The following is a 15826-nucleotide window of genomic DNA, read 5'->3' on the forward strand; positions in this document are numbered from 1 at the left end:
TTACAGGCTCTCCTTGGGCTGCGTGGCGGGGACGTACATGGTTTCGGAGCCGAAGAGGAACCGGGCGAATTCTATCGCCACCATCGTGAAGACGATCGGGAAGGGCAGATAGAGCAGGTAAAGCGGAAGGTCGATCGCCCGCTGGTCGATCATCGAGAAGCGGATGGCGTCGGCGGCAAGAAGATAGCCGATATAGGCAAAGAGAAGACAAATGCCGATGCAGGTGATGTAGGAGAAGTATTCCAGGACACGCCGCAGCCCGGCCGGAACCCGGACGACGATCGCATCGATATAGACATGCCCCTTCTTGCGGACGAGATAGGGCGCCGGCAGAAGGGCGAAGTAGAGAAGAAGATACTCCACCATGGCGCTGGGGAAGGCCGGGGGCCTGATACCCAGCCCGCGCAGGCTTACCTCGAACACGATCAGCACGAACGCCAGCATGATGGCTACGCCGGCGAGAACCGCCAGCGCAGCGACCAGAACATCATAGGCTGCCGCCACGATTTTCATTCGATCACCTCAATCCTTGTGAATTCTGTCGGGCGGCACGCCCTGGATGGGATCAATCGGGTTGGTAGAGCTTTTCGCGCAGGGCGGCGGTTTCTTCCTCGCCGAGCTGTTCGCGGACCCGGTCCCACATGGATTCGTAGGCGATGCTGAGATAAGCGCGGGCGCCTTCCTCATCGAGCGTCAGGGGAGTGATGCCCGCGGCCTGGACGGCGGCGGCATCTTCCGCGCCGACCTCGATCATGCGGTCGATGGAGGTGCGCTCGTATTCCAGCGCGACTTCGTTGAGGACGTTCTGGGCGGCTTCGGGAAGCTTGTTCCAGGTATCCAGGTTGATCAGGACGAGGGCGGCCTGGTGATAGAAGGGCGGGTCGAGGCGGTATTTCGCGACACCGGCCAGACCCAGCGGCGCAAGGCCGACGGTCGGCCAGCCGAAGCCGTCGATGACGCCGCGTTCCAGGCCGGTGAGGACGTCGCCGGCGGGAATCTGGACGGGGGTGGCGTCCAGGCTTTCCAGGATCGGGCGATAGGCACCGGTGCTGCGCATGCGGAAACCGGAAAGATCGAAGACGCCATCCTTCAGCGGCGGTTCGGTCTTGGTATAGAGGTGATATTGCGCGCCGGTCTCGCTCCAGGCCAGCAGCTTGGAATTGAGCCTCTGTTCCCAATGGGGGGCGAGAAGGTCGAAGCCGCCATTCTCGCGTACTTCCATCGGGGTCAGGTTGGTGGCGATGAGCGCCGATCCCTGAGGCACGATGCCCGAATGATAGGCAGACGGCGTATAGAGCAGGTCGATCACGCCGCGCTGCACGGCCTGGGCGGCGCGGTCGGACGGCGTCACTTCCGGGCCGCCGATATAGTCGAGGCGGACGACGCCCTTGCCGACTTCGTTGACCCTCTCGACGAACAGGTCGAGGAAACTCTTCGCCAGATCGTGGTGGCGCGGCAGGGCGGTCGCCGTCCTGAGCACAACTTCTTCAGCGCTGGCCGGTGCCGCGAAGCTTGCGCCTCCCGTCAAGGTGGCCGCCCCGAGGCTGGCTATTCCGACCATACGCAGTGCTTTTTTCCTGACGTTGCTAAGCATGAAATTGCTGCTCCTTTGGCTCTGGTGACGTAACTCTCTCAGCTTTGGGTTGCGGCCCGGCATGTATTGGCAGCCGGTGCTGCAGGCGGTGACTGACGCCTCACCAGTTTTCTTGAGAAAAAATGACGAGAGGCGCCGGTACGTCCAGAGAAAACACCGGCGCGAATTGCTGCACAGTGTTGCCCGGCGGCACGGTTATTGCGTGCTGTTCCTGGGCGGACTTCACATTCTCTGGGCTGCACCTGGACCATATTTCTCCCCAGTTGCGTGACCTGATCCACCTCAGGAGAACCGTCAGGAAATCATGTGTCAAGATTTTTTCGCATGTTTGATCTTCATGCGCAAAAAAATCAGTTTTGCGAAACTTTGTTTGACAGGGAGTGCCTTGGTGGAGATAAGTTGCCTAAGAATTTGTCATAACTCGGGAAATTTCATGAGTGCATAAAATTTGGACAGGCTGAGCGGGGTGGTTTTCGCTGCGGCGCGTGCGGGAAAAAAGTTTCGGCGCGGCCGCCGGAGAGAGGATGAGCGTCTGGCCCTGCCTAGCGTCAATCCCTCTGTACGGGGCGCGGCAAGAGCGATAACGTTTGCCGCCCGTGCAGTTATTCAGAAGGATTGAAAGATGGCTGCCTTGCCGTCTCGTGATGCGACCATCCGAACCGTCGCCATGCCCGCCGACACCAATCCCGCCGGAGACATCTTCGGCGGCTGGCTGATGGCGCAGATGGACCTTGCCGCCGGCAATGCGGCGGCCCGGCGGGCCCGGGGGCGCTGCGCCACGGTAGCCGTCGACGGGATCGTCTTTCATCACCCGGTCATCGTCGGCGATGAGGTCAGCCTGTTCGCCGACATCCTTCAGGTCGGCCGGACCTCGATGAAGATCCGGGTCTGCGCCTGGCGGCGCAGCCGCTTTTCGGAAGAGGCCCAGCGTGTGACCGAGGCCACCTTCACCTTCGTCGCCATCGACGAGAACCGCCGTCCGCGCCCGGTGCCGGTCGAGGCCGAAGCCGAATGATCCCGCGTCCATGACCCGAGTCGGTTTCTACCATCTGCAATTATGGCCGCTGGACAAGGCCCTGCCGCAGCTTCTCGAGAAGGTGCTGGCGGCGGGGCATCGAGCGGTGGTGGTGGCCGGGTCGTCCGAGCGGGTGGATTATCTCAACCACCTGCTCTGGACCTATGATCCGGCTTCCTGGCTGCCGCATGGCAGCGCCAAGGACGGCAATGCCGAGGCCCAGCCGATCTGGCTGGGCATGACCGACGACAATCCCAACGGCGCCGACGTGCTGGTGCTGACCGACGGCATGTCCTCGGACCGGATCGGCGATTTCGTCCGCTGCCTCGATCTGTTCGACGGTAATGACGAGGCCGCCGTCCAGGCAGCCCGCCAGCGCTGGGCCCGCTGGAAGGCCGCCGGCCACGACCTGACCTATTTCCAGCAGACCGAACGCGGCGGCTGGGTCGAGAAGGCGCGGGTCAAGGCGGGGGAAGAATAGGCGGGTGCGCCTCGTCCTTCGAGACGCCGCCAAGGTGGCTCCTTAAGGCACGAGGCTAATTCATTAGCTTTATCAGCAAAACAGACCCCATGCTGAGGAGCCCCGCAGGGGCGTCTCGAAGCATGGCCCGTCCATCCGTGTCTCAAAAACCGGGACTCAGATGCCCCTCACCTTGACGCGATAGGTCAGCTTCACCGCGCCGTTGTCATAGGTCTTGCTTTCTTCCAGGGTCAGCTTTTCGCTGTGCGGGGCGGTGGGGAAGAGGCGGATGCCGTCGCCCAGCAGGATGGGCATGACGAAGAGTTCGATCCGGTCCACGGCATCGGCATCGCGGAAGGCGCGGATGGTCTTGGCGCCGCCCGCGACCCAGACGTTCCGGCAGTCTTGCAGATGCTTGGCCAGCAAGGCGGCGTCGCCGGCGGCCTCGACGCCCGGCGGGGCACCGGGGCCCAGGGGCTGCGACGTCAGGATGTAGCAAGGCTTGTCGCCATAGGGCCAGCCGAAGCCCAGAACCTGATCATAGGTGGTCCGGCCCATGACGATGGCGTCCATCTTGGCGAGGAAGTCCTCGAAGCCGTAATCCTCGGTTTCGAAAGAGTCCAGCCAGCCGACATTGCCGTCGGGGGTGGCGATGAAGCCGTCCAGGCTGGCGGCGATATAGACGGTGAAGCAGGGGCCGATCATGATGCCCATCATATGGGTGGTCTCAGTCGAATCGGAAGGAGTCCATGGCCAAGGATTTGTCTCGGCTGCGATGAATGATCCGGCCCGGACCCGAGGCGGCCCCCAGGGCGAGGAAGAGCGGCAGAAGATGCTCCTCGGTCGGATGGTTGCGTTCGGCCCAGGGGGCGCGGCGGCGATAGTCCAGCAGATCCTCGACCCGGCCCTGCTCGACGGCGTCGCCGATCCAGGTGGAAAAGTCCTCGACCCAACCGCCGCCATCGCCGCCGGTGAAGTAATCCCGCAGATTATGAGTCAGCGCGCCTGAGGCCAGGATCAGCACCCCCTCGTCGCGCAAGGGCTTCAGGCGGTGCCCTAGTTCCAGGTGATGGGCCGGGCCGAGATGCGGCTGGAGCGAGACCTGCAGCACCGGGATATCGGCCTCAGGCCAGGCCAGCGCCAGCGGAATCCAGGCGCCATGGTCGAGGCCGCGTCCTTCGTCCAGCCCGGCCTCCAGCAAGGCCGCCGCCTTGGCCGCCAGTTCCGGCGCGCCGGGAGCGGGATAGCGGGCGTCGTAGAGTTCGCGCGGGAAGCCCCTGAAATCATGGATCGTCTCGGGCAGTGCCGCCGCCGACACGGCGGGGGAAGGGGTGGCCCAATGGGCCGAGGCCACCAGGATGGCGGACGGGCGCGGCAGGTCGCGGCCCAGTCCGGCCAGGAAGCGGTGGGCCGGGCTGTCCTCGATCAGCAGCATCGGCGAGCCGTGGGAGATGAAAAGCGTGGGCAGGGACATGACGGCGACCTCCTGTCCTTAACATGGCGCAAGCCTGCGGGATTGATAATCCCCCAAGGGCCGGGCAGATTGATTACGCTGAGTTGACAATGGGAGGATGGGCATGGACCGGGCGACGAGCATGGCCGTCTTCGTGCGGGTGGTGGAGGAGGGCGGCTTCGCGGCGGCGGCCCGGGTGCTGGACATGTCGCGGGCCATGGTCAGCAAGCATGTGGCGGCACTGGAGGACCGGCTGGGGGCAAGGTTGCTCAACCGCACTACCCGCCGCCTCAGCCTGACCGAGATCGGCGCGGCCTATTACGAGCGCTGCGCCGAGCTGGTGGCGGGAATGGAAGAGGCCGAACGGCTGGTCGGCGCCATGCATGCCGAACCGCGCGGCCTGCTGAAGGTCAATGCGCCGATGTCCTTCGGTTTCCTGCATCTGGCTCCGGCTGTGGCGGATTACCTGGCACACTATCCCCAGGTACGCATCGACATGACCTTGAACGACCGCCTGGTCGATGTGGTGGAGGAAGGATACGACCTGGCCATCCGCATCGGCGCGCTGAAGGATTCCGCCTTGGTGGCCCGCCGCCTGGCCCCTTCGCGCCTGGCCGTCTGCGCCTCGCCCGATTACCTCGCGCGCCGGGGCGAGCCCGGACGGCCCGAGGAACTGCGCGGCCATGACTGCCTGGGATATTCCCTGTCCAGCCTGCGCGACAGCTGGGTCTTTCTCGATCCGGCCACCGGCCAGGAAGTGCAGGTCCCCATCACCGGCAGCCTGCGTGCCAATAACGGCGACGCCCTGGCGGAGGCGGCGGTGCGCGGCCTGGGTATCGTGCTGCAGCCGACCTTCCTGGTCGTCGAGCATCTGCGCCAGGGACGGCTGAAGCAGATCCTGCGCGGCTTTCCGTGCCGGGAAAATGCAGTCTACGCCCTCTATCCCCCCGGCCGCCCGGTCGCGGCAAAGTTGCGCAGCTTCATCGACTTCCTGGTCGAACGCTTCGGTCCGAAGCCTTATTGGGAGGAGGGACTGGGATAGGGCTGGAGATCACGGGCCGGAGAGAAAGGCCTGGGAAATAGCGTTCTCGAATTGCTCGGGAGAGAAGGGCTTCTGCAGATAGCCGGATGGATGGATCGCCTCGGCCCGCTGGCGCGTCTGGCTGTCGCCCTGGCCGGTCACGAAGACGATCTTGCAATCGCAGAGATCCCGCAGCCGCAGGGCGGTTCCGATGCCGTCCACGTCGCCCTTGATCCGGATATCGACCAAGGCCAAATCCGGGGGAGAAACTTTTGCGGCAGCCAATGCCTCGCTGCAACTCTGTGCCGGTCCCACGACTTCGTAACCAAGAAGTTCCGCCATTGTCGCGTTCGTGAATGCAACGATGGCTTCGTCTTCAACTATGAGTATGCGTTTCGGCACAGTGATGAGCTACCCCATACGGATGATAGGATGCGGCCTTGGACCGCTTTAATATAGTCCCTTACACAGGAGACTGTCATGAGCCACTTGACCAATAGCGGCATTGGGGCCATCGGGATGATTCCCTGGGGCAGCCATTTCTGCCAATTTTATGACACGGCGGAAGACTTAGTGGATACCCTTGTCCCTTATTTCAAGGCGGGGCTCGAGGGAAATGAGCAATGCCTCTGGGTCACGGCTCCGCCGTTCAATGCCACCGAGGCCGAGGCTGCCCTGCGCAATGCGGTGCCGGATGCCGATGCGCGTATCCGCAAGGGGCAGATCGAGATCATCGATCACAAGGAATGGTACACCCGTTCCGGGACGATGACGGCCGAGGAAGTCATCGACGGCTGGATCCAGCGCAAGGAAAGCGCCATCAACAGCGGTTATGACGGCTTCCGCCTGACCGGCAATCTCTATTTCCTGACGCCGGACGACTGGGATTCCTTCGCCCAATACGAATCGAAGGTCAATGATTGCTTCTGCGATCATCGCCTGATCGCCTTGTGCAGCTATTGCCTGAGCAAGAGCAGCGCCGGCAACGTGATGGACGTGGTGCAGAACCACGAATTCGCCCTGGCCCGCCGCCATGGCGACTGGGCGCTGATCGAGAACGGTTCGCTGAAGCGGGCCAAGGAAGAGCTGCGTCGCGCCAACGAGGAGTTGGAATTAAGGGTCGAGGAACGTACCGCCGACCTGACCGCGGCCCTCGGCGAGTTGCAGCGGACCACCGATTCCCTGCGCCGCGCCCTGGCCGACAAGGACGTGCTGCTGCGGGAAGTGCATCATCGGGTGAAGAACAATCTTCAGGTCATCACCAGCCTGCTGACCCTGAAGGCCTTGCGTTCCTCCGACCTGTCCCTCAAGGAGGCCTTCAAGGACACCCTGCGCCGGATCACGGCCATGAGCTTGGTTCACGAGGCGCTGTACCAGCATGAATCGACCAGCGAGATCGACTTCTCCCGCTACCTCCAGGCACTGGTCGATGCCATGGTCGAAAGCTTCAACGCCACCGATCGCGTCTCCGTCGATTTCCAGGTGGAGGAAGCCCGCATTCACCTGGACACCGCCGTGCCGCTAGGCCTGATCGCGGTCGAGGCCATCAGCAACGCTCTGAAGCATGGCTTCTCGCACGGCCAGGACGGCAAGATTTCCGTGTTCTTCCGTCCGGCCCGTATCGGCAAGGAAGGCGAATTGGTCGTCCGCGATAACGGCGTCGGCCCTGCCCAGGTGATGACGAAAGGCTCCGGCCTGAATCTCATCAAGGCCATCGGCCGGCAGGTGGATGGAAATGTCACTTTGGAGCGTATGGACGGCTGGACCGAATTCCGGCTCTCCTTCGCCGGCAGCATGCTGACCGTCGTCTGATCGTCAAGCGGCTGGCCCGAGACCGGATATCTGCATGAGGCTCCCGTTCCGCGGGGGCCTCATTGCTTTTCGGGGGACGGCCGTGGTCGAGCGTTGAACAAGAAAAGGGAGGATTCGCCGATGCGCAGCTTCATTCTGGCCGCTACCGCCGTCGCCTTGCTTGCGGCCCATGCGTCCGCCCAGGAAACCGCCTCGCCGAATGGCGTCAGGACGCTGGCGCCCGAAGGGGCCATCCAGACGACGGGGACATGGAGCCTCGGGACCCGGGCGGGGGATTTCGTCTTCGTGGCCGGAATGCGCGGGATCGACCCGGCCACGAATAGCTTGGTCGAAGGAGACGAAGCGCGCATCCGCCAGGCCTTCCTGAACATGCAGCATATCGCCGAATCCGAGGGGGCCTCGCTGGCCGATGCCGTCCGGATCGTGGTCTATGTGACGGATATGTACCGTTACCGGCCGCTGGTGAACAAGGTACAGGAGGAGCTGTGGGCCGGTGCGCCCTATCCCCCGCGCACCATCATCGAGGTGGACCGCCTGAACCAGGACGACATCATGGAGGTCGAGGGGACCTTCTATGCGCCCCGATCCCCGTGAGGCCCGGCGTCACTGGCGGCGGAACATCCGTCCCAGGCGTTGCCAGAACGGCTTGCGCTCGCCCATGCCGTTGGCCGTCATGGCGTCGCGGCAGAAGGCGGCATAGCCCGGCGTGAAATCGGGGGCGGGCAGGCCGGTCTCGCGGAAGAAGGCGCGCAGGCCGTCTTCATCGGCGGCGCATCCGGCACGGCGGCAATACTGGGCGAAGGACAGTTCCTGCCCCCACCATCCGGCGGCCTTGGGCGACAGGGCGCGGGCCATGTCCGCCGTTTGCGACGGTGCCTGGGCGGCGGGAAAGTCGGGCCAGATATCGGCGTAGAGGTAATCGATCCGCCGAGGGGTGATGGCCGCCACCTTGGCCGCGAAATCCGGAGCCAGGACATCCGTCTCGACGAATCTGACCTTATCCCGGCAGGGCCAGTCCGCGAAGCCGGTGGAATGCTGCATCAGGGCGATGATGTCGGGGGAAATGTCGGCGGCGATGACCAGCTCGACCTCTTCCTTCATGGCCGCCGCATAGACATACATGCCCATGCCCAAACCCGCCGTGACCACGATGCCCCGGGCGCAATGGACATGCCAGGCATGGCTTTCCTGTTCCAGCAGCCCGTCGCACATCCAGACTTCCTTGCCCCGCGTCAGCACGTTGCGCGCTTCGAGCACGGCGCGCGAGAGATAGCTCGGCGCGACGCTGGGCAGGTGCGAGGCTATGCTCCACTCGCCGATCCTGGCCGGACGGTAGCCCGGCATCGGAAAGAGGCCGAATCCATAGGCGGCCTGCATGGCGTGATGCTTGTCCGAGGCGTGGAAAGGCTGCATCCCTCTCAGGCCTCGGCTTCGGCGTTTTCCAGGGCCTCGGCGGCTTCCAGCCAGAGTGCCTCGGCCTCGGCGATGGCCCGGTCCAGCTCGCCCATCTCGATCTGCAGGGCCGTCACCTTCTCGGCGGGGCCGTCATAGAGCTTGGGATCGGCCAGCTTCTGTTCGACCAGCTTCTTCTTGGCCATCAGGTCGGTGAGCTTCTTCTCGGCCTGCTGGGCGGCCTTGCGCAAGGGCGCGAGCTGGGCGCGCAATTCGGCGGCGGCGCGGCGTTCGTCCTTGCGGCTGGGCGCGGCGGAAGAGGGGGCGGCCCCGGCCTTGTCGCGGCGTTCCTCGCGCGCCTTGTCCAGCAGCAGGCGGCGGTAATCGTCCATGTCGCCGTCAAAAGCGATAACCTTGCCGGAATCCACCAACCACAGGCGGTCGGCAGCCAGTTCGATCAGATGCGGGTCGTGGCTGATCAGCACCACCGCGCCTTCATAGGCATTCAGGGCCTGCACCAGCGCCTCGCGCGAATCGATGTCCAGGTGGTTGGTCGGTTCGTCGAGGATCATCAGATGCGGCGCGTTGCGGCTCATCAGGGCGAAAAGCAGGCGGGCCTTCTCGCCGCCCGACAATTGCGCCACCTTGACGTCGGCGCGGTCCTGCTCGAAACCGAAGCGGCCGAGATGGGCGCGGACCTTCGACTCGGGCGCCTGGGGCATCAGGGCCAGCATATGGCTGAAGGGCGTGCCCTCGACATTCAGCTCCTCGGTCTGGTGCTGGGCGAAATAGCCGACCTGGAGCTTGGGCGAGCGCAGGACGTCGCCTTCCAGCAGCTTCAGGCGTCCGGCCAGCACCTTGGCCAGGGTGGACTTGCCGTTGCCGTTGGCGCCCAGCAGCGCGATGCGGTCGTCCATGTCGATGCGCAGGGAGAGGTTGCGCAGCACCGGCTTGCCCGGCTCGTAGCCCGCCTGTCCGGCTTCGATGGCGATGACCGGCGGGGGCAGGGGCTCGGGGTCCGGGAAGTCGAAACTGATGCCGCGTTCCTCGACGATCGGCACCACCGCCTCCATGCGCTCCAGCATCTTGATGCGGCTTTGCGCCTGGCGCGCCTTGGTGGCCTTGGCACGGAAGCGGTCGATGAAGGACTGGATCTTGCGCCGCTGTTCCAGTTGCTTGGCGACGGCCTTGGCCTGCAATTCCATCTTCTCGCGCCGGGTGCGCTCGAAGATGTCGTAATTGCCCTGATAGGCCACCAGCTTGCCCTGGTCGAGATGGATGATGCGCCCCACCACCTTGTTCAGGATCTCGCGGTCGTGGCTGATGACCAGCAGCGTGCCGGGATAGGAGGCAAGGTAACCTTCCAGCCAGATGGTGGCTTCCAGGTCCAGGTGGTTGGTCGGTTCGTCGAGCAGCAGCAGATCGGGCCGGGCGAACAGGGCGCTGGCCAGGGCCACGCGCATCCGCCAGCCGCCCGAGAAGGACCGCACGGGCTGAAGCTGGGCTTCGCTGTCAAAGCCCAGGCCCGACAGGATCGCCGAGGCGCGCGCGGGGGCGGTATGGGCGTCGATGGCGTTCAGGCGCTCGTGGATCTCGGCGATGCGCAGGCCGTCCGTCGCCGTCTCGGCCTCGGCCATCAGGGCGGTGCGCTCGGTATCGGCGGCCAGCACGGCATCGATCAGGCTGGCATCCACATCCGGCGCCTCCTGGGCGACGCGGCCGACGCGGGCGCGGGGGCGGATGGTGATCTCGCCGCTATCGGGCGCCAGTTCGCCGAGGATCAGGCGCAGCAGCGTCGATTTGCCGGTGCCGTTGCGCCCCACCAGACCGACGCGCTGTCCGGCGGCCACATGCACGGTGGCGCCGTCGAACAGGACGCGGCCGCCAAAGCGGAAGACGAGATCGTTTATATGCAGCATGAGCGGTAATTAGCACAGCCGCCGTCAGGCGGCAAAGGAAGCCTCTAAAACATCATGAGCAGCGCGTAGATGGCCGCTCCGAAGGCGAAGGGCAGGAAGCGGCTTTGCCGTTCCTCGGGCAGTTCCTCCTTCAGGACGTTCATCACCACGCCACCCGCCAGGAAGGCGAAGAGCAGGGAGATTCCGGCCTCCGGCACGGTCACCCACAGCCCCAGAAGCCAGCCGAACAGGACGGAGGCGGCCAGAATCCAGCGGCCGGTATGGTTGTAGGCTCGGTGGTGGTCGCTTCTGAGGCCGAAATCGTTGGTCACGAAGTGAAGTCCCATGGCCACACCGTATAGCAGCAGGCTGACGAAACCGACCTCTTCGCGATGGACCAGAAGATAGCCGACCAGGACATTGTAAAGCGCGAAGGAACCGATATGGAGCCAGAAGACGAAGGAGACCGGCTCCTTCTCCTCCGCCGCATGCGTCCGCCGCCTTCCTCGTGACATGCGGACGGTTCTTTCCAGCCCGTAAAAGACGGACAAGCCGGTCAAGGCCAGCAGATAGGCCGAGAGTTCGCCGCCGATGAAGCCCCGCTCGTGCAGGACGGTGCGATGCTCGGCCAGTTCCGGCAGCAAATGGACGAAGACATAGGAGACGGCCACGCCGCCGGCGAAGGACAGCCACCGGCTGCGCGGGATCGCGTCGAGGAAAGCCAGGCGGCCGATGAAGATGTGGATGGCCGCGAAAAGAACAGCCCAGCAGGCGACCAGAATGCTCATGCTCTGTCTACACGCGAGCACGCCCCGGCGTTTCCTTCCTCTTCCTTTGGCGGAAATCCCGGAAAAACGGACAGAAGGGCTTCTACTTTCGGGCCTTGGCCTTCGTCGTAGTTGCCTTGCGGTCAAGCTCACGGTATAACCCCGCCCGCCTATCCGCCCGGCGCGGATGGGTTTGCGCGCGTTACCTCCAGGGGGTTGGCTTTTTGGGGCGAAACGCGCACCTGATTGAAGCCGAAGGGATTTCAGATATGGCCACCGAACGCACTCTGTCGATCATCAAGCCCGACGCTACCCGCCGTAACCTGACGGGCAAGATCAACGCCCGCTTCGAGGAAGCCGGTCTGCGGATCGTCGCGCAGAAGCGGGTGCGTCTGACCCGCGAGCAGGCCGAGCAGTTCTATGCCGTGCATGCCGAGCGCTCGTTCTTCAACGACCTGGTCGAGTTCATGATCTCGGGCCCGGTCGTGGTTCAGTGCCTGGAAGGCGAGAACGCCGTCGCCCGCAATCGTGAAATCATGGGTGCCACCAACCCGGCCAATGCCGCGCCGGGCACCATCCGCGCCGATTTCGCCGAATCCGTGGAAGCCAACTCGGTCCATGGTTCCGACTCGCTGGAAAACGCCCAGATCGAGATCGCTTTCTTCTTCGCCCAGACCGAAATCGTCGGCTGAGTTTAAAGATCGTTCCGGAAAAGGCGGCGGCGAAAGCCTGCCGCCTTTTTTGTTTCTCAGGCGAAGCCGAGGAAGAGGGCAAGCGCCCGGTTGACGGCGACCATGGTGCTGTCGTCGATTCTGCCGAAGGCCGAACCGACTTTCTCGCGCGGGACAGTTTGGGCCTTGTCCACCATGATCTGCGAAGTCGCGCGCAGGCCATTTTCCGAAGTCGGTTCGATCGTCAGCCGGAACAGCGGGGTTTCCCGCAACTCGCTGGTTACCGGCAGGATCGTGACAGACGGATGGTCGGCAAACAGGTCCGACTGGATGACCAAAGCAGGGCGGGGCTTGTCATAATCGCCTTTCAGGGCGATCGTCACCAAGTCGCCACGCCTCACTGCCAATCCTCGCTATCGGCGGCATCCTCCAACCATTCCAGCGTCTCGCGTTCATGCGGATCATCGCGCAATGACCTGGATTGACGGCGGCACTCCTCGGCAAAGCCCGGACGGCGGGTGTCGGGCACCCATATCTGCAAGGGACGCAGCCCGGCGGCTCTCAGGCTCTCCCGGTGATGCTTGACGCGGCGGGCAACGCTAGAAGCCATGACGCACCTCCATGTTACATGTAACAGGTATGCCGTCTTGCCGCCGAATGCAAGCACACAGGCCGAATCAGGAATGGGGTTCGGGGCCCGAGGCCCCGAGCGGGTGCGGGCGGCCGCCCGCAACCCTGCTCAATCCGCCGGATTGAGCACCGACACGCTCGCTGACGGCGTGTCTTCGGTCAACACCACGCGGCTGCCGCTGACGCGGGCCTTGTTCTCGGCCACCAGGCGCAGGGCCAGGGGGTAGAGGCGGTGCTCGCTTTCCAGCACGCGGGCGGCCAGGGCGTCGGGATCATCCGTGGGCAGGACCGGCACGGCGGCCTGGGCGATGATCGGGCCGTCATCCAGATCGGGCGTGACGAAATGGACGGTGCAGCCGTGGAAGCGGACCCCGGCCTCGATGGCCCGCTCGTGGGTATGCAAGCCCTTGAAGGAGGGCAGCAGGGACGGGTGGATGTTGATCATCCGGTTGCGCCAGGATTCGACGAAACCGGCGCTCAGCAGCCGCATGAAGCCTGCCAGGCAGACGAATTCGATTCCGGCGCCGCGCAGGACCTTGTCCATGGCGGCGTCGAAATCCTCGCGGCTGGCGTAATCCCGGTGGCTGATGACATGGGTGGGCACGCCCGCGCGCTCGGCCCGTTCCAGGCCGTAGCAGCCCGCCACATTGGACAGGACGAGCGCGATTTCCGCCGGGAAGGCGGGGTCGGCGCAGGCATCGAGGAGCGCTTGCAGATTGCTGCCGCGCCCCGAGATCAGGACGCCGACCTTCAGACGTGCCGCCACGGTTACGCTCCCCAGGCCTCGTCTGCGCCGAGGACGAGGGTCTGCGCCTCGTTACCCTTGCGGGCGCGGATGCGGCCGATGCGATAGACGCTTTCGCCGCCCTCGGCCAGGATGCGCTCGGCCTCGTCGGCATCCTCCGCCGCGACCACGACGCACATGCCGATGCCGCAATTGAAGGTGCGGGCCATTTCGGACGGCACCACGCCGCCTTCCTTGGCCAGCCAGCCGAAGACCGGCGGCAGCGGCCAGAACTTGGCCTCCAGTTCGGCGGTCACGCCTTCGGGCAGGACGCGGGGCAGGTTCTCGACCAGCCCGCCGCCGGTGATATGGGCCATCGCCTTGACCTTGCCGGCACGGACGGCGGCGAGGCAGGAACGGACATAGATGCGGGTCGGCGTCAGCAGGGCCTCGCCCAGGGCGCGGCCCTCGTCGAAGGGCGCCGGGGCGTCCCAGGCCAGGCCCGAGCGCTCGACGATGCGGCGCACCAGGGAATAGCCGTTGGAATGCACGCCGCTGGAGGCAAGGCCCAGCACCACGTCGTCCTCGGCCACGTTTTCGCCGGTCAGGATGGTGCCGCGTTCCGCCGCGCCGACCGAGAAGCCCGCGAGGTCGTAGTCGCCCTGGGCGTACATGCCCGGCATCTCGGCGGTCTCGCCGCCGATCAGCGCGCAGCCCGCCTGGCGGCAGCCTTCGGCGATGCCGGAGATGATGGCCTTGCCGGCCTCCACATCCAGCTTGCCGGTGGCGAAGTAATCCAGGAAGAACAGGGGTTCCGCCCCCTGGACCACCAGATCGTTCACGCACATGGCGACCAAGTCGATGCCCACCGTGTCGTGGCGGTTGGCCTCGATGGCGACCTTCAGCTTGGTGCCCACGCCATCGGTGGTGCCGACCAGGATGGGGTCCTTGAAACCGGCTTCGCGCGGGTCGAACAACGCGCCGAATCCTCCCAGTCCGGCGGCGGCGCCGGCGCGGGCGGTGGATTTGGCGAGCGGCTTGATGGCCTGGACCAGCGATTCTCCGGCATCGATATCGACGCCTGCATCCTTGTAGGTCAGGCCCTTTCGGGTGTCGGGGGTGGTAATGGCTTCCTCGTGCGCTTGAACGTGATAGAGTACGGCGCGAATTTAGATGCGCCGAAGATTATCTATTCCGGGACGGTTTGCAATGCTTCATCTCCGCCTTCCGCTGGCCGTCATCCTCTTGCTTGGGGCCGTGCTGGCGCTGTCTTCAGCGCCCGTGCGGGCTCAGGACGCGGATGCCTTCACCGTCACCGAGGTGCCTGTCGACGTGCGCGCCGCCAATGCGGTGGCCGCCCGCGAAGAGGCCCTGATGACCGGCCAGCGCGAGGCCTTCAAGCGCCTGATCGAGCGTCTGGCCTCGGCCGAGGCCGCGCAGCGCCTGAGCCAGTTGTCCGATGCCCAGATTACAGAGTTGGTGCGTGACTTCACGATTGACGAGGAGCGGGCCTCGGCGGTCCGCTATATCGCGCAACTGACCTTCCGATTCCACCCCGAAAGCGTGCGCCGGGTGCTGCGCGAGGCCAATGTGGCCTTCACCGACACCCAGGCGCGGCCGCTGCTGGTGCTGCCGGTCTATTCCGCCGACGGCCGCGCGCCGGTGCTGTGGGACGATCCCAATCCCTGGCGCGCCGCCTGGGCTGCCCGTCCTTCGGGCGGGCTGGTGCCGCTGGTGGTGCCGATGGGCGATTTGGCGGACGTGGTCACGCTGGACGCCGCCCAGGCCCTGGCCGGGAATATCGAGCGCCTGACCGCCCTGGCCCAGCGCTACGGCACCGCCGACGTGCTGGTGGCCGTGGCCGACGCCACCAATACCGAGGGCGACGGCCCGGCGCGGGTGGAAGTGCGCATGGTCCCCTATGGCCCCGCCGTGCCGCAATTGTTCGAGCGCCGCAGCTATACCGCCCAGGAGGGCGAGGAATTGCGGGCGATGTTCGACCGCATCACCCGCGATGTCGCCGATGCGCTGAACAACACCTACAAGGAAATGGCGACGCCCCGGCAGGAAAACCTGTCCAGCCTGTCGGCGCTGGTGCCGCTGGAAGGGCTGAACGACTGGCTGGCCGTGCGCGACATGCTGAACCGGCTCGCCCTGGTGCGCGGTTTCGAGGTGGTGTCGCTCAGCCGGGATGAAGCCGCCTTGGTGCTGCACCATACCGGCGACCGCCAGCAGTTGGAGCAGCTTCTGGCCAGCAACGGCTGGGCGCTGCACTGGGAGGGCGGTTTCTGGCAGTTGCGCCGCGCGGGCAATTCGCCTTTCCCGGCGCTGCTGCCGCCATCGGCGAACCAGCCCGAGCAATCCCAGCTGCCGCCGCTGCGGTAAGCGG

Annotated in this window: 19 protein-coding genes; 7 read left to right on the forward strand and 12 right to left on the reverse strand. The window is 65.0% G+C overall.

Annotated features, from left to right (window positions below):
- Together EPD66_RS11175 and dctP are read right to left on the reverse strand one after the other, a co-directional pair.
- Positions 1-513, reverse strand: coding sequence for a TRAP transporter small permease (locus EPD66_RS11175; RefSeq protein ID WP_142848590.1), 513 nt, complete (start codon positions 511-513; stop codon positions 1-3).
- A 52-nt stretch (positions 514-565) separates the two neighbouring features.
- Positions 566-1594 (reverse strand): TRAP transporter substrate-binding protein DctP, encoded by a 1029-nt coding sequence (gene dctP, locus EPD66_RS11180; protein ID WP_185961365.1) that lies wholly within the window; start codon positions 1592-1594, stop codon positions 566-568.
- 622 nt (positions 1595-2216) lie between these two features.
- Here dctP and EPD66_RS11185 point away from each other — a divergent pair.
- Both EPD66_RS11185 and EPD66_RS11190 read left to right on the forward strand, forming a co-directional pair.
- Entirely contained in the window at positions 2217-2609 is a 393-nt protein-coding gene (locus tag EPD66_RS11185; RefSeq protein WP_142848592.1) for an acyl-CoA thioesterase, read from the forward strand.
- 10 nt (positions 2610-2619) lie between these two features.
- Complete coding sequence (locus EPD66_RS11190; RefSeq protein WP_142848593.1) at positions 2620-3090, forward strand: DNA polymerase III subunit chi; 471 nt, start codon at positions 2620-2622, stop codon at positions 3088-3090.
- 156 nt (positions 3091-3246) lie between these two features.
- Here EPD66_RS11190 and EPD66_RS11195 read toward each other — a convergent pair whose 3' ends face one another.
- Positions 3247-3786, reverse strand: coding sequence for a dihydrofolate reductase family protein (locus EPD66_RS11195; RefSeq protein WP_142848594.1), 540 nt, complete (start codon positions 3784-3786; stop codon positions 3247-3249).
- 10 nt (positions 3787-3796) lie between these two features.
- The gene (locus tag EPD66_RS11200; protein ID WP_142848595.1) at positions 3797-4543 is read right to left on the reverse strand and encodes a class III extradiol ring-cleavage dioxygenase; all 747 of its coding nucleotides are present in this window, start codon (positions 4541-4543) and stop codon (positions 3797-3799) included.
- Between the two features lie 103 nt (positions 4544-4646).
- Between EPD66_RS11200 and EPD66_RS11205 the strand changes: the two genes are divergently transcribed.
- Positions 4647-5564, forward strand: coding sequence for a LysR family transcriptional regulator (locus EPD66_RS11205; RefSeq protein ID WP_142848596.1), 918 nt, complete (start codon positions 4647-4649; stop codon positions 5562-5564).
- Positions 5565-5573: 9 nt separating this feature from the next.
- Here the strand turns inward: EPD66_RS11205 and EPD66_RS11210 are convergent, their stop codons facing one another.
- On the reverse strand, positions 5574-5945 hold the full coding sequence (locus EPD66_RS11210) for a response regulator (RefSeq protein WP_185961366.1): 372 nt from the start codon (positions 5943-5945) through the stop codon (positions 5574-5576).
- A gap of 78 nt (positions 5946-6023) precedes the next feature.
- On the opposite strand from EPD66_RS11210, the gene EPD66_RS11215 reads away from it, so the two are divergent.
- Positions 6024-7355 carry an MEDS domain-containing protein gene (locus EPD66_RS11215; RefSeq protein ID WP_142848598.1) on the forward strand — a complete coding sequence of 444 codons (1332 nt, stop codon included), beginning with the start codon at positions 6024-6026 and terminating at the stop codon, positions 7353-7355.
- Between the two features lie 120 nt (positions 7356-7475).
- The gene (locus EPD66_RS11220; RefSeq protein ID WP_142848599.1) at positions 7476-7949 is read left to right on the forward strand and encodes a RidA family protein; all 474 of its coding nucleotides are present in this window, start codon (positions 7476-7478) and stop codon (positions 7947-7949) included.
- A 9-nt stretch (positions 7950-7958) separates the two neighbouring features.
- Here the strand turns inward: EPD66_RS11220 and EPD66_RS11225 are convergent, their stop codons facing one another.
- Genes EPD66_RS11225 through EPD66_RS11235 form a run of 3 tightly spaced genes read right to left on the reverse strand, consistent with a single transcriptional unit; the run spans position 7959 to position 11433 of the window.
- Positions 7959-8768, reverse strand: coding sequence for a hypothetical protein (locus EPD66_RS11225; protein WP_142848600.1), 810 nt, complete (start codon positions 8766-8768; stop codon positions 7959-7961).
- A 5-nt stretch (positions 8769-8773) separates the two neighbouring features.
- Positions 8774-10666, reverse strand: a complete 1893-nt coding sequence (locus EPD66_RS11230) for an ABC-F family ATP-binding cassette domain-containing protein (protein WP_142848601.1) — start codon at positions 10664-10666, stop codon at positions 8774-8776.
- 44 nt (positions 10667-10710) lie between these two features.
- Entirely contained in the window at positions 10711-11433 is a 723-nt protein-coding gene (locus EPD66_RS11235) for a hypothetical protein (RefSeq protein ID WP_142848602.1), read from the reverse strand.
- Positions 11434-11681: 248 nt separating this feature from the next.
- Here EPD66_RS11235 and ndk point away from each other — a divergent pair, with 248 nt between their 5' ends.
- Positions 11682-12104, forward strand: coding sequence for a nucleoside-diphosphate kinase (gene ndk / locus EPD66_RS11240; RefSeq protein WP_142848603.1), 423 nt, complete (start codon positions 11682-11684; stop codon positions 12102-12104).
- 56 nt (positions 12105-12160) lie between these two features.
- Here the strand turns inward: ndk and EPD66_RS11245 are convergent, their stop codons facing one another.
- From EPD66_RS11245 to purM, 4 genes are all read right to left on the reverse strand, one after another.
- On the reverse strand, positions 12161-12484 hold the full coding sequence (locus EPD66_RS11245) for a type II toxin-antitoxin system PemK/MazF family toxin (RefSeq protein WP_142848604.1): 324 nt from the start codon (positions 12482-12484) through the stop codon (positions 12161-12163).
- Complete coding sequence (locus EPD66_RS11250) at positions 12481-12693, reverse strand: antitoxin MazE family protein (protein ID WP_142848605.1); 213 nt, start codon at positions 12691-12693, stop codon at positions 12481-12483. Before EPD66_RS11250 ends, EPD66_RS11245 begins: the two co-directional genes overlap by 4 nt.
- A 129-nt stretch (positions 12694-12822) precedes the next feature.
- Positions 12823-13479 (reverse strand): phosphoribosylglycinamide formyltransferase, encoded by a 657-nt coding sequence (gene purN, locus EPD66_RS11255; protein WP_255448450.1) that lies wholly within the window; start codon positions 13477-13479, stop codon positions 12823-12825.
- Between the two features lie 2 nt (positions 13480-13481).
- Positions 13482-14537, reverse strand: coding sequence for a phosphoribosylformylglycinamidine cyclo-ligase (gene purM / locus EPD66_RS11260; protein WP_142848606.1), 1056 nt, complete (start codon positions 14535-14537; stop codon positions 13482-13484).
- 109 nt (positions 14538-14646) lie between these two features.
- Here purM and EPD66_RS11265 point away from each other — a divergent pair, with 109 nt between their 5' ends.
- The gene (locus EPD66_RS11265) at positions 14647-15822 is read left to right on the forward strand and encodes a DUF2066 domain-containing protein (RefSeq protein ID WP_185961367.1); all 1176 of its coding nucleotides are present in this window, start codon (positions 14647-14649) and stop codon (positions 15820-15822) included.
- The last annotated feature ends 4 nt before the right edge of the window (positions 15823-15826 follow it).

Origin of the sequence: Telmatospirillum sp. J64-1, assembly GCF_006980715.1 — a bacterium.
GTDB lineage: Bacteria > Pseudomonadota > Alphaproteobacteria > Rhodospirillales > Magnetospirillaceae > Oleiliquidispirillum > Oleiliquidispirillum nitrogeniifigens.

Excerpts from the sequence above, each read along its gene's own strand:
- EPD66_RS11175 (WP_142848590.1), bottom strand. The coding sequence starts at position 513 with ATGAAAATCGTGGCGGCAGCCTATGATGTTCTGGTCGCTGCGCTGGCG.
- dctP (WP_185961365.1), bottom strand. The coding sequence starts at position 1,594 with ATGCTTAGCAACGTCAGGAAAAAAGCACTGCGTATGGTCGGAATAGCC.
- EPD66_RS11185 (WP_142848592.1), top strand. The coding sequence starts at position 2,217 with ATGGCTGCCTTGCCGTCTCGTGATGCGACCATCCGAACCGTCGCCATG.
- EPD66_RS11190 (WP_142848593.1), top strand. The coding sequence starts at position 2,620 with ATGACCCGAGTCGGTTTCTACCATCTGCAATTATGGCCGCTGGACAAG.
- EPD66_RS11195 (WP_142848594.1), bottom strand. The coding sequence starts at position 3,786 with ATGATGGGCATCATGATCGGCCCCTGCTTCACCGTCTATATCGCCGCC.
- EPD66_RS11200 (WP_142848595.1), bottom strand. The coding sequence starts at position 4,543 with ATGTCCCTGCCCACGCTTTTCATCTCCCACGGCTCGCCGATGCTGCTG.
- EPD66_RS11205 (WP_142848596.1), top strand. The coding sequence starts at position 4,647 with ATGGACCGGGCGACGAGCATGGCCGTCTTCGTGCGGGTGGTGGAGGAG.
- EPD66_RS11215 (WP_142848598.1), top strand. The coding sequence starts at position 6,024 with ATGAGCCACTTGACCAATAGCGGCATTGGGGCCATCGGGATGATTCCC.
- EPD66_RS11220 (WP_142848599.1), top strand. The coding sequence starts at position 7,476 with ATGCGCAGCTTCATTCTGGCCGCTACCGCCGTCGCCTTGCTTGCGGCC.
- EPD66_RS11225 (WP_142848600.1), bottom strand. The coding sequence starts at position 8,768 with ATGCAGCCTTTCCACGCCTCGGACAAGCATCACGCCATGCAGGCCGCC.
- EPD66_RS11230 (WP_142848601.1), bottom strand. The coding sequence starts at position 10,666 with ATGCTGCATATAAACGATCTCGTCTTCCGCTTTGGCGGCCGCGTCCTG.
- EPD66_RS11235 (WP_142848602.1), bottom strand. The coding sequence starts at position 11,433 with ATGAGCATTCTGGTCGCCTGCTGGGCTGTTCTTTTCGCGGCCATCCAC.
- ndk (WP_142848603.1), top strand. The coding sequence starts at position 11,682 with ATGGCCACCGAACGCACTCTGTCGATCATCAAGCCCGACGCTACCCGC.
- EPD66_RS11250 (WP_142848605.1), bottom strand. The coding sequence starts at position 12,693 with ATGGCTTCTAGCGTTGCCCGCCGCGTCAAGCATCACCGGGAGAGCCTG.
- EPD66_RS11265 (WP_185961367.1), top strand. The coding sequence starts at position 14,647 with ATGCTTCATCTCCGCCTTCCGCTGGCCGTCATCCTCTTGCTTGGGGCC.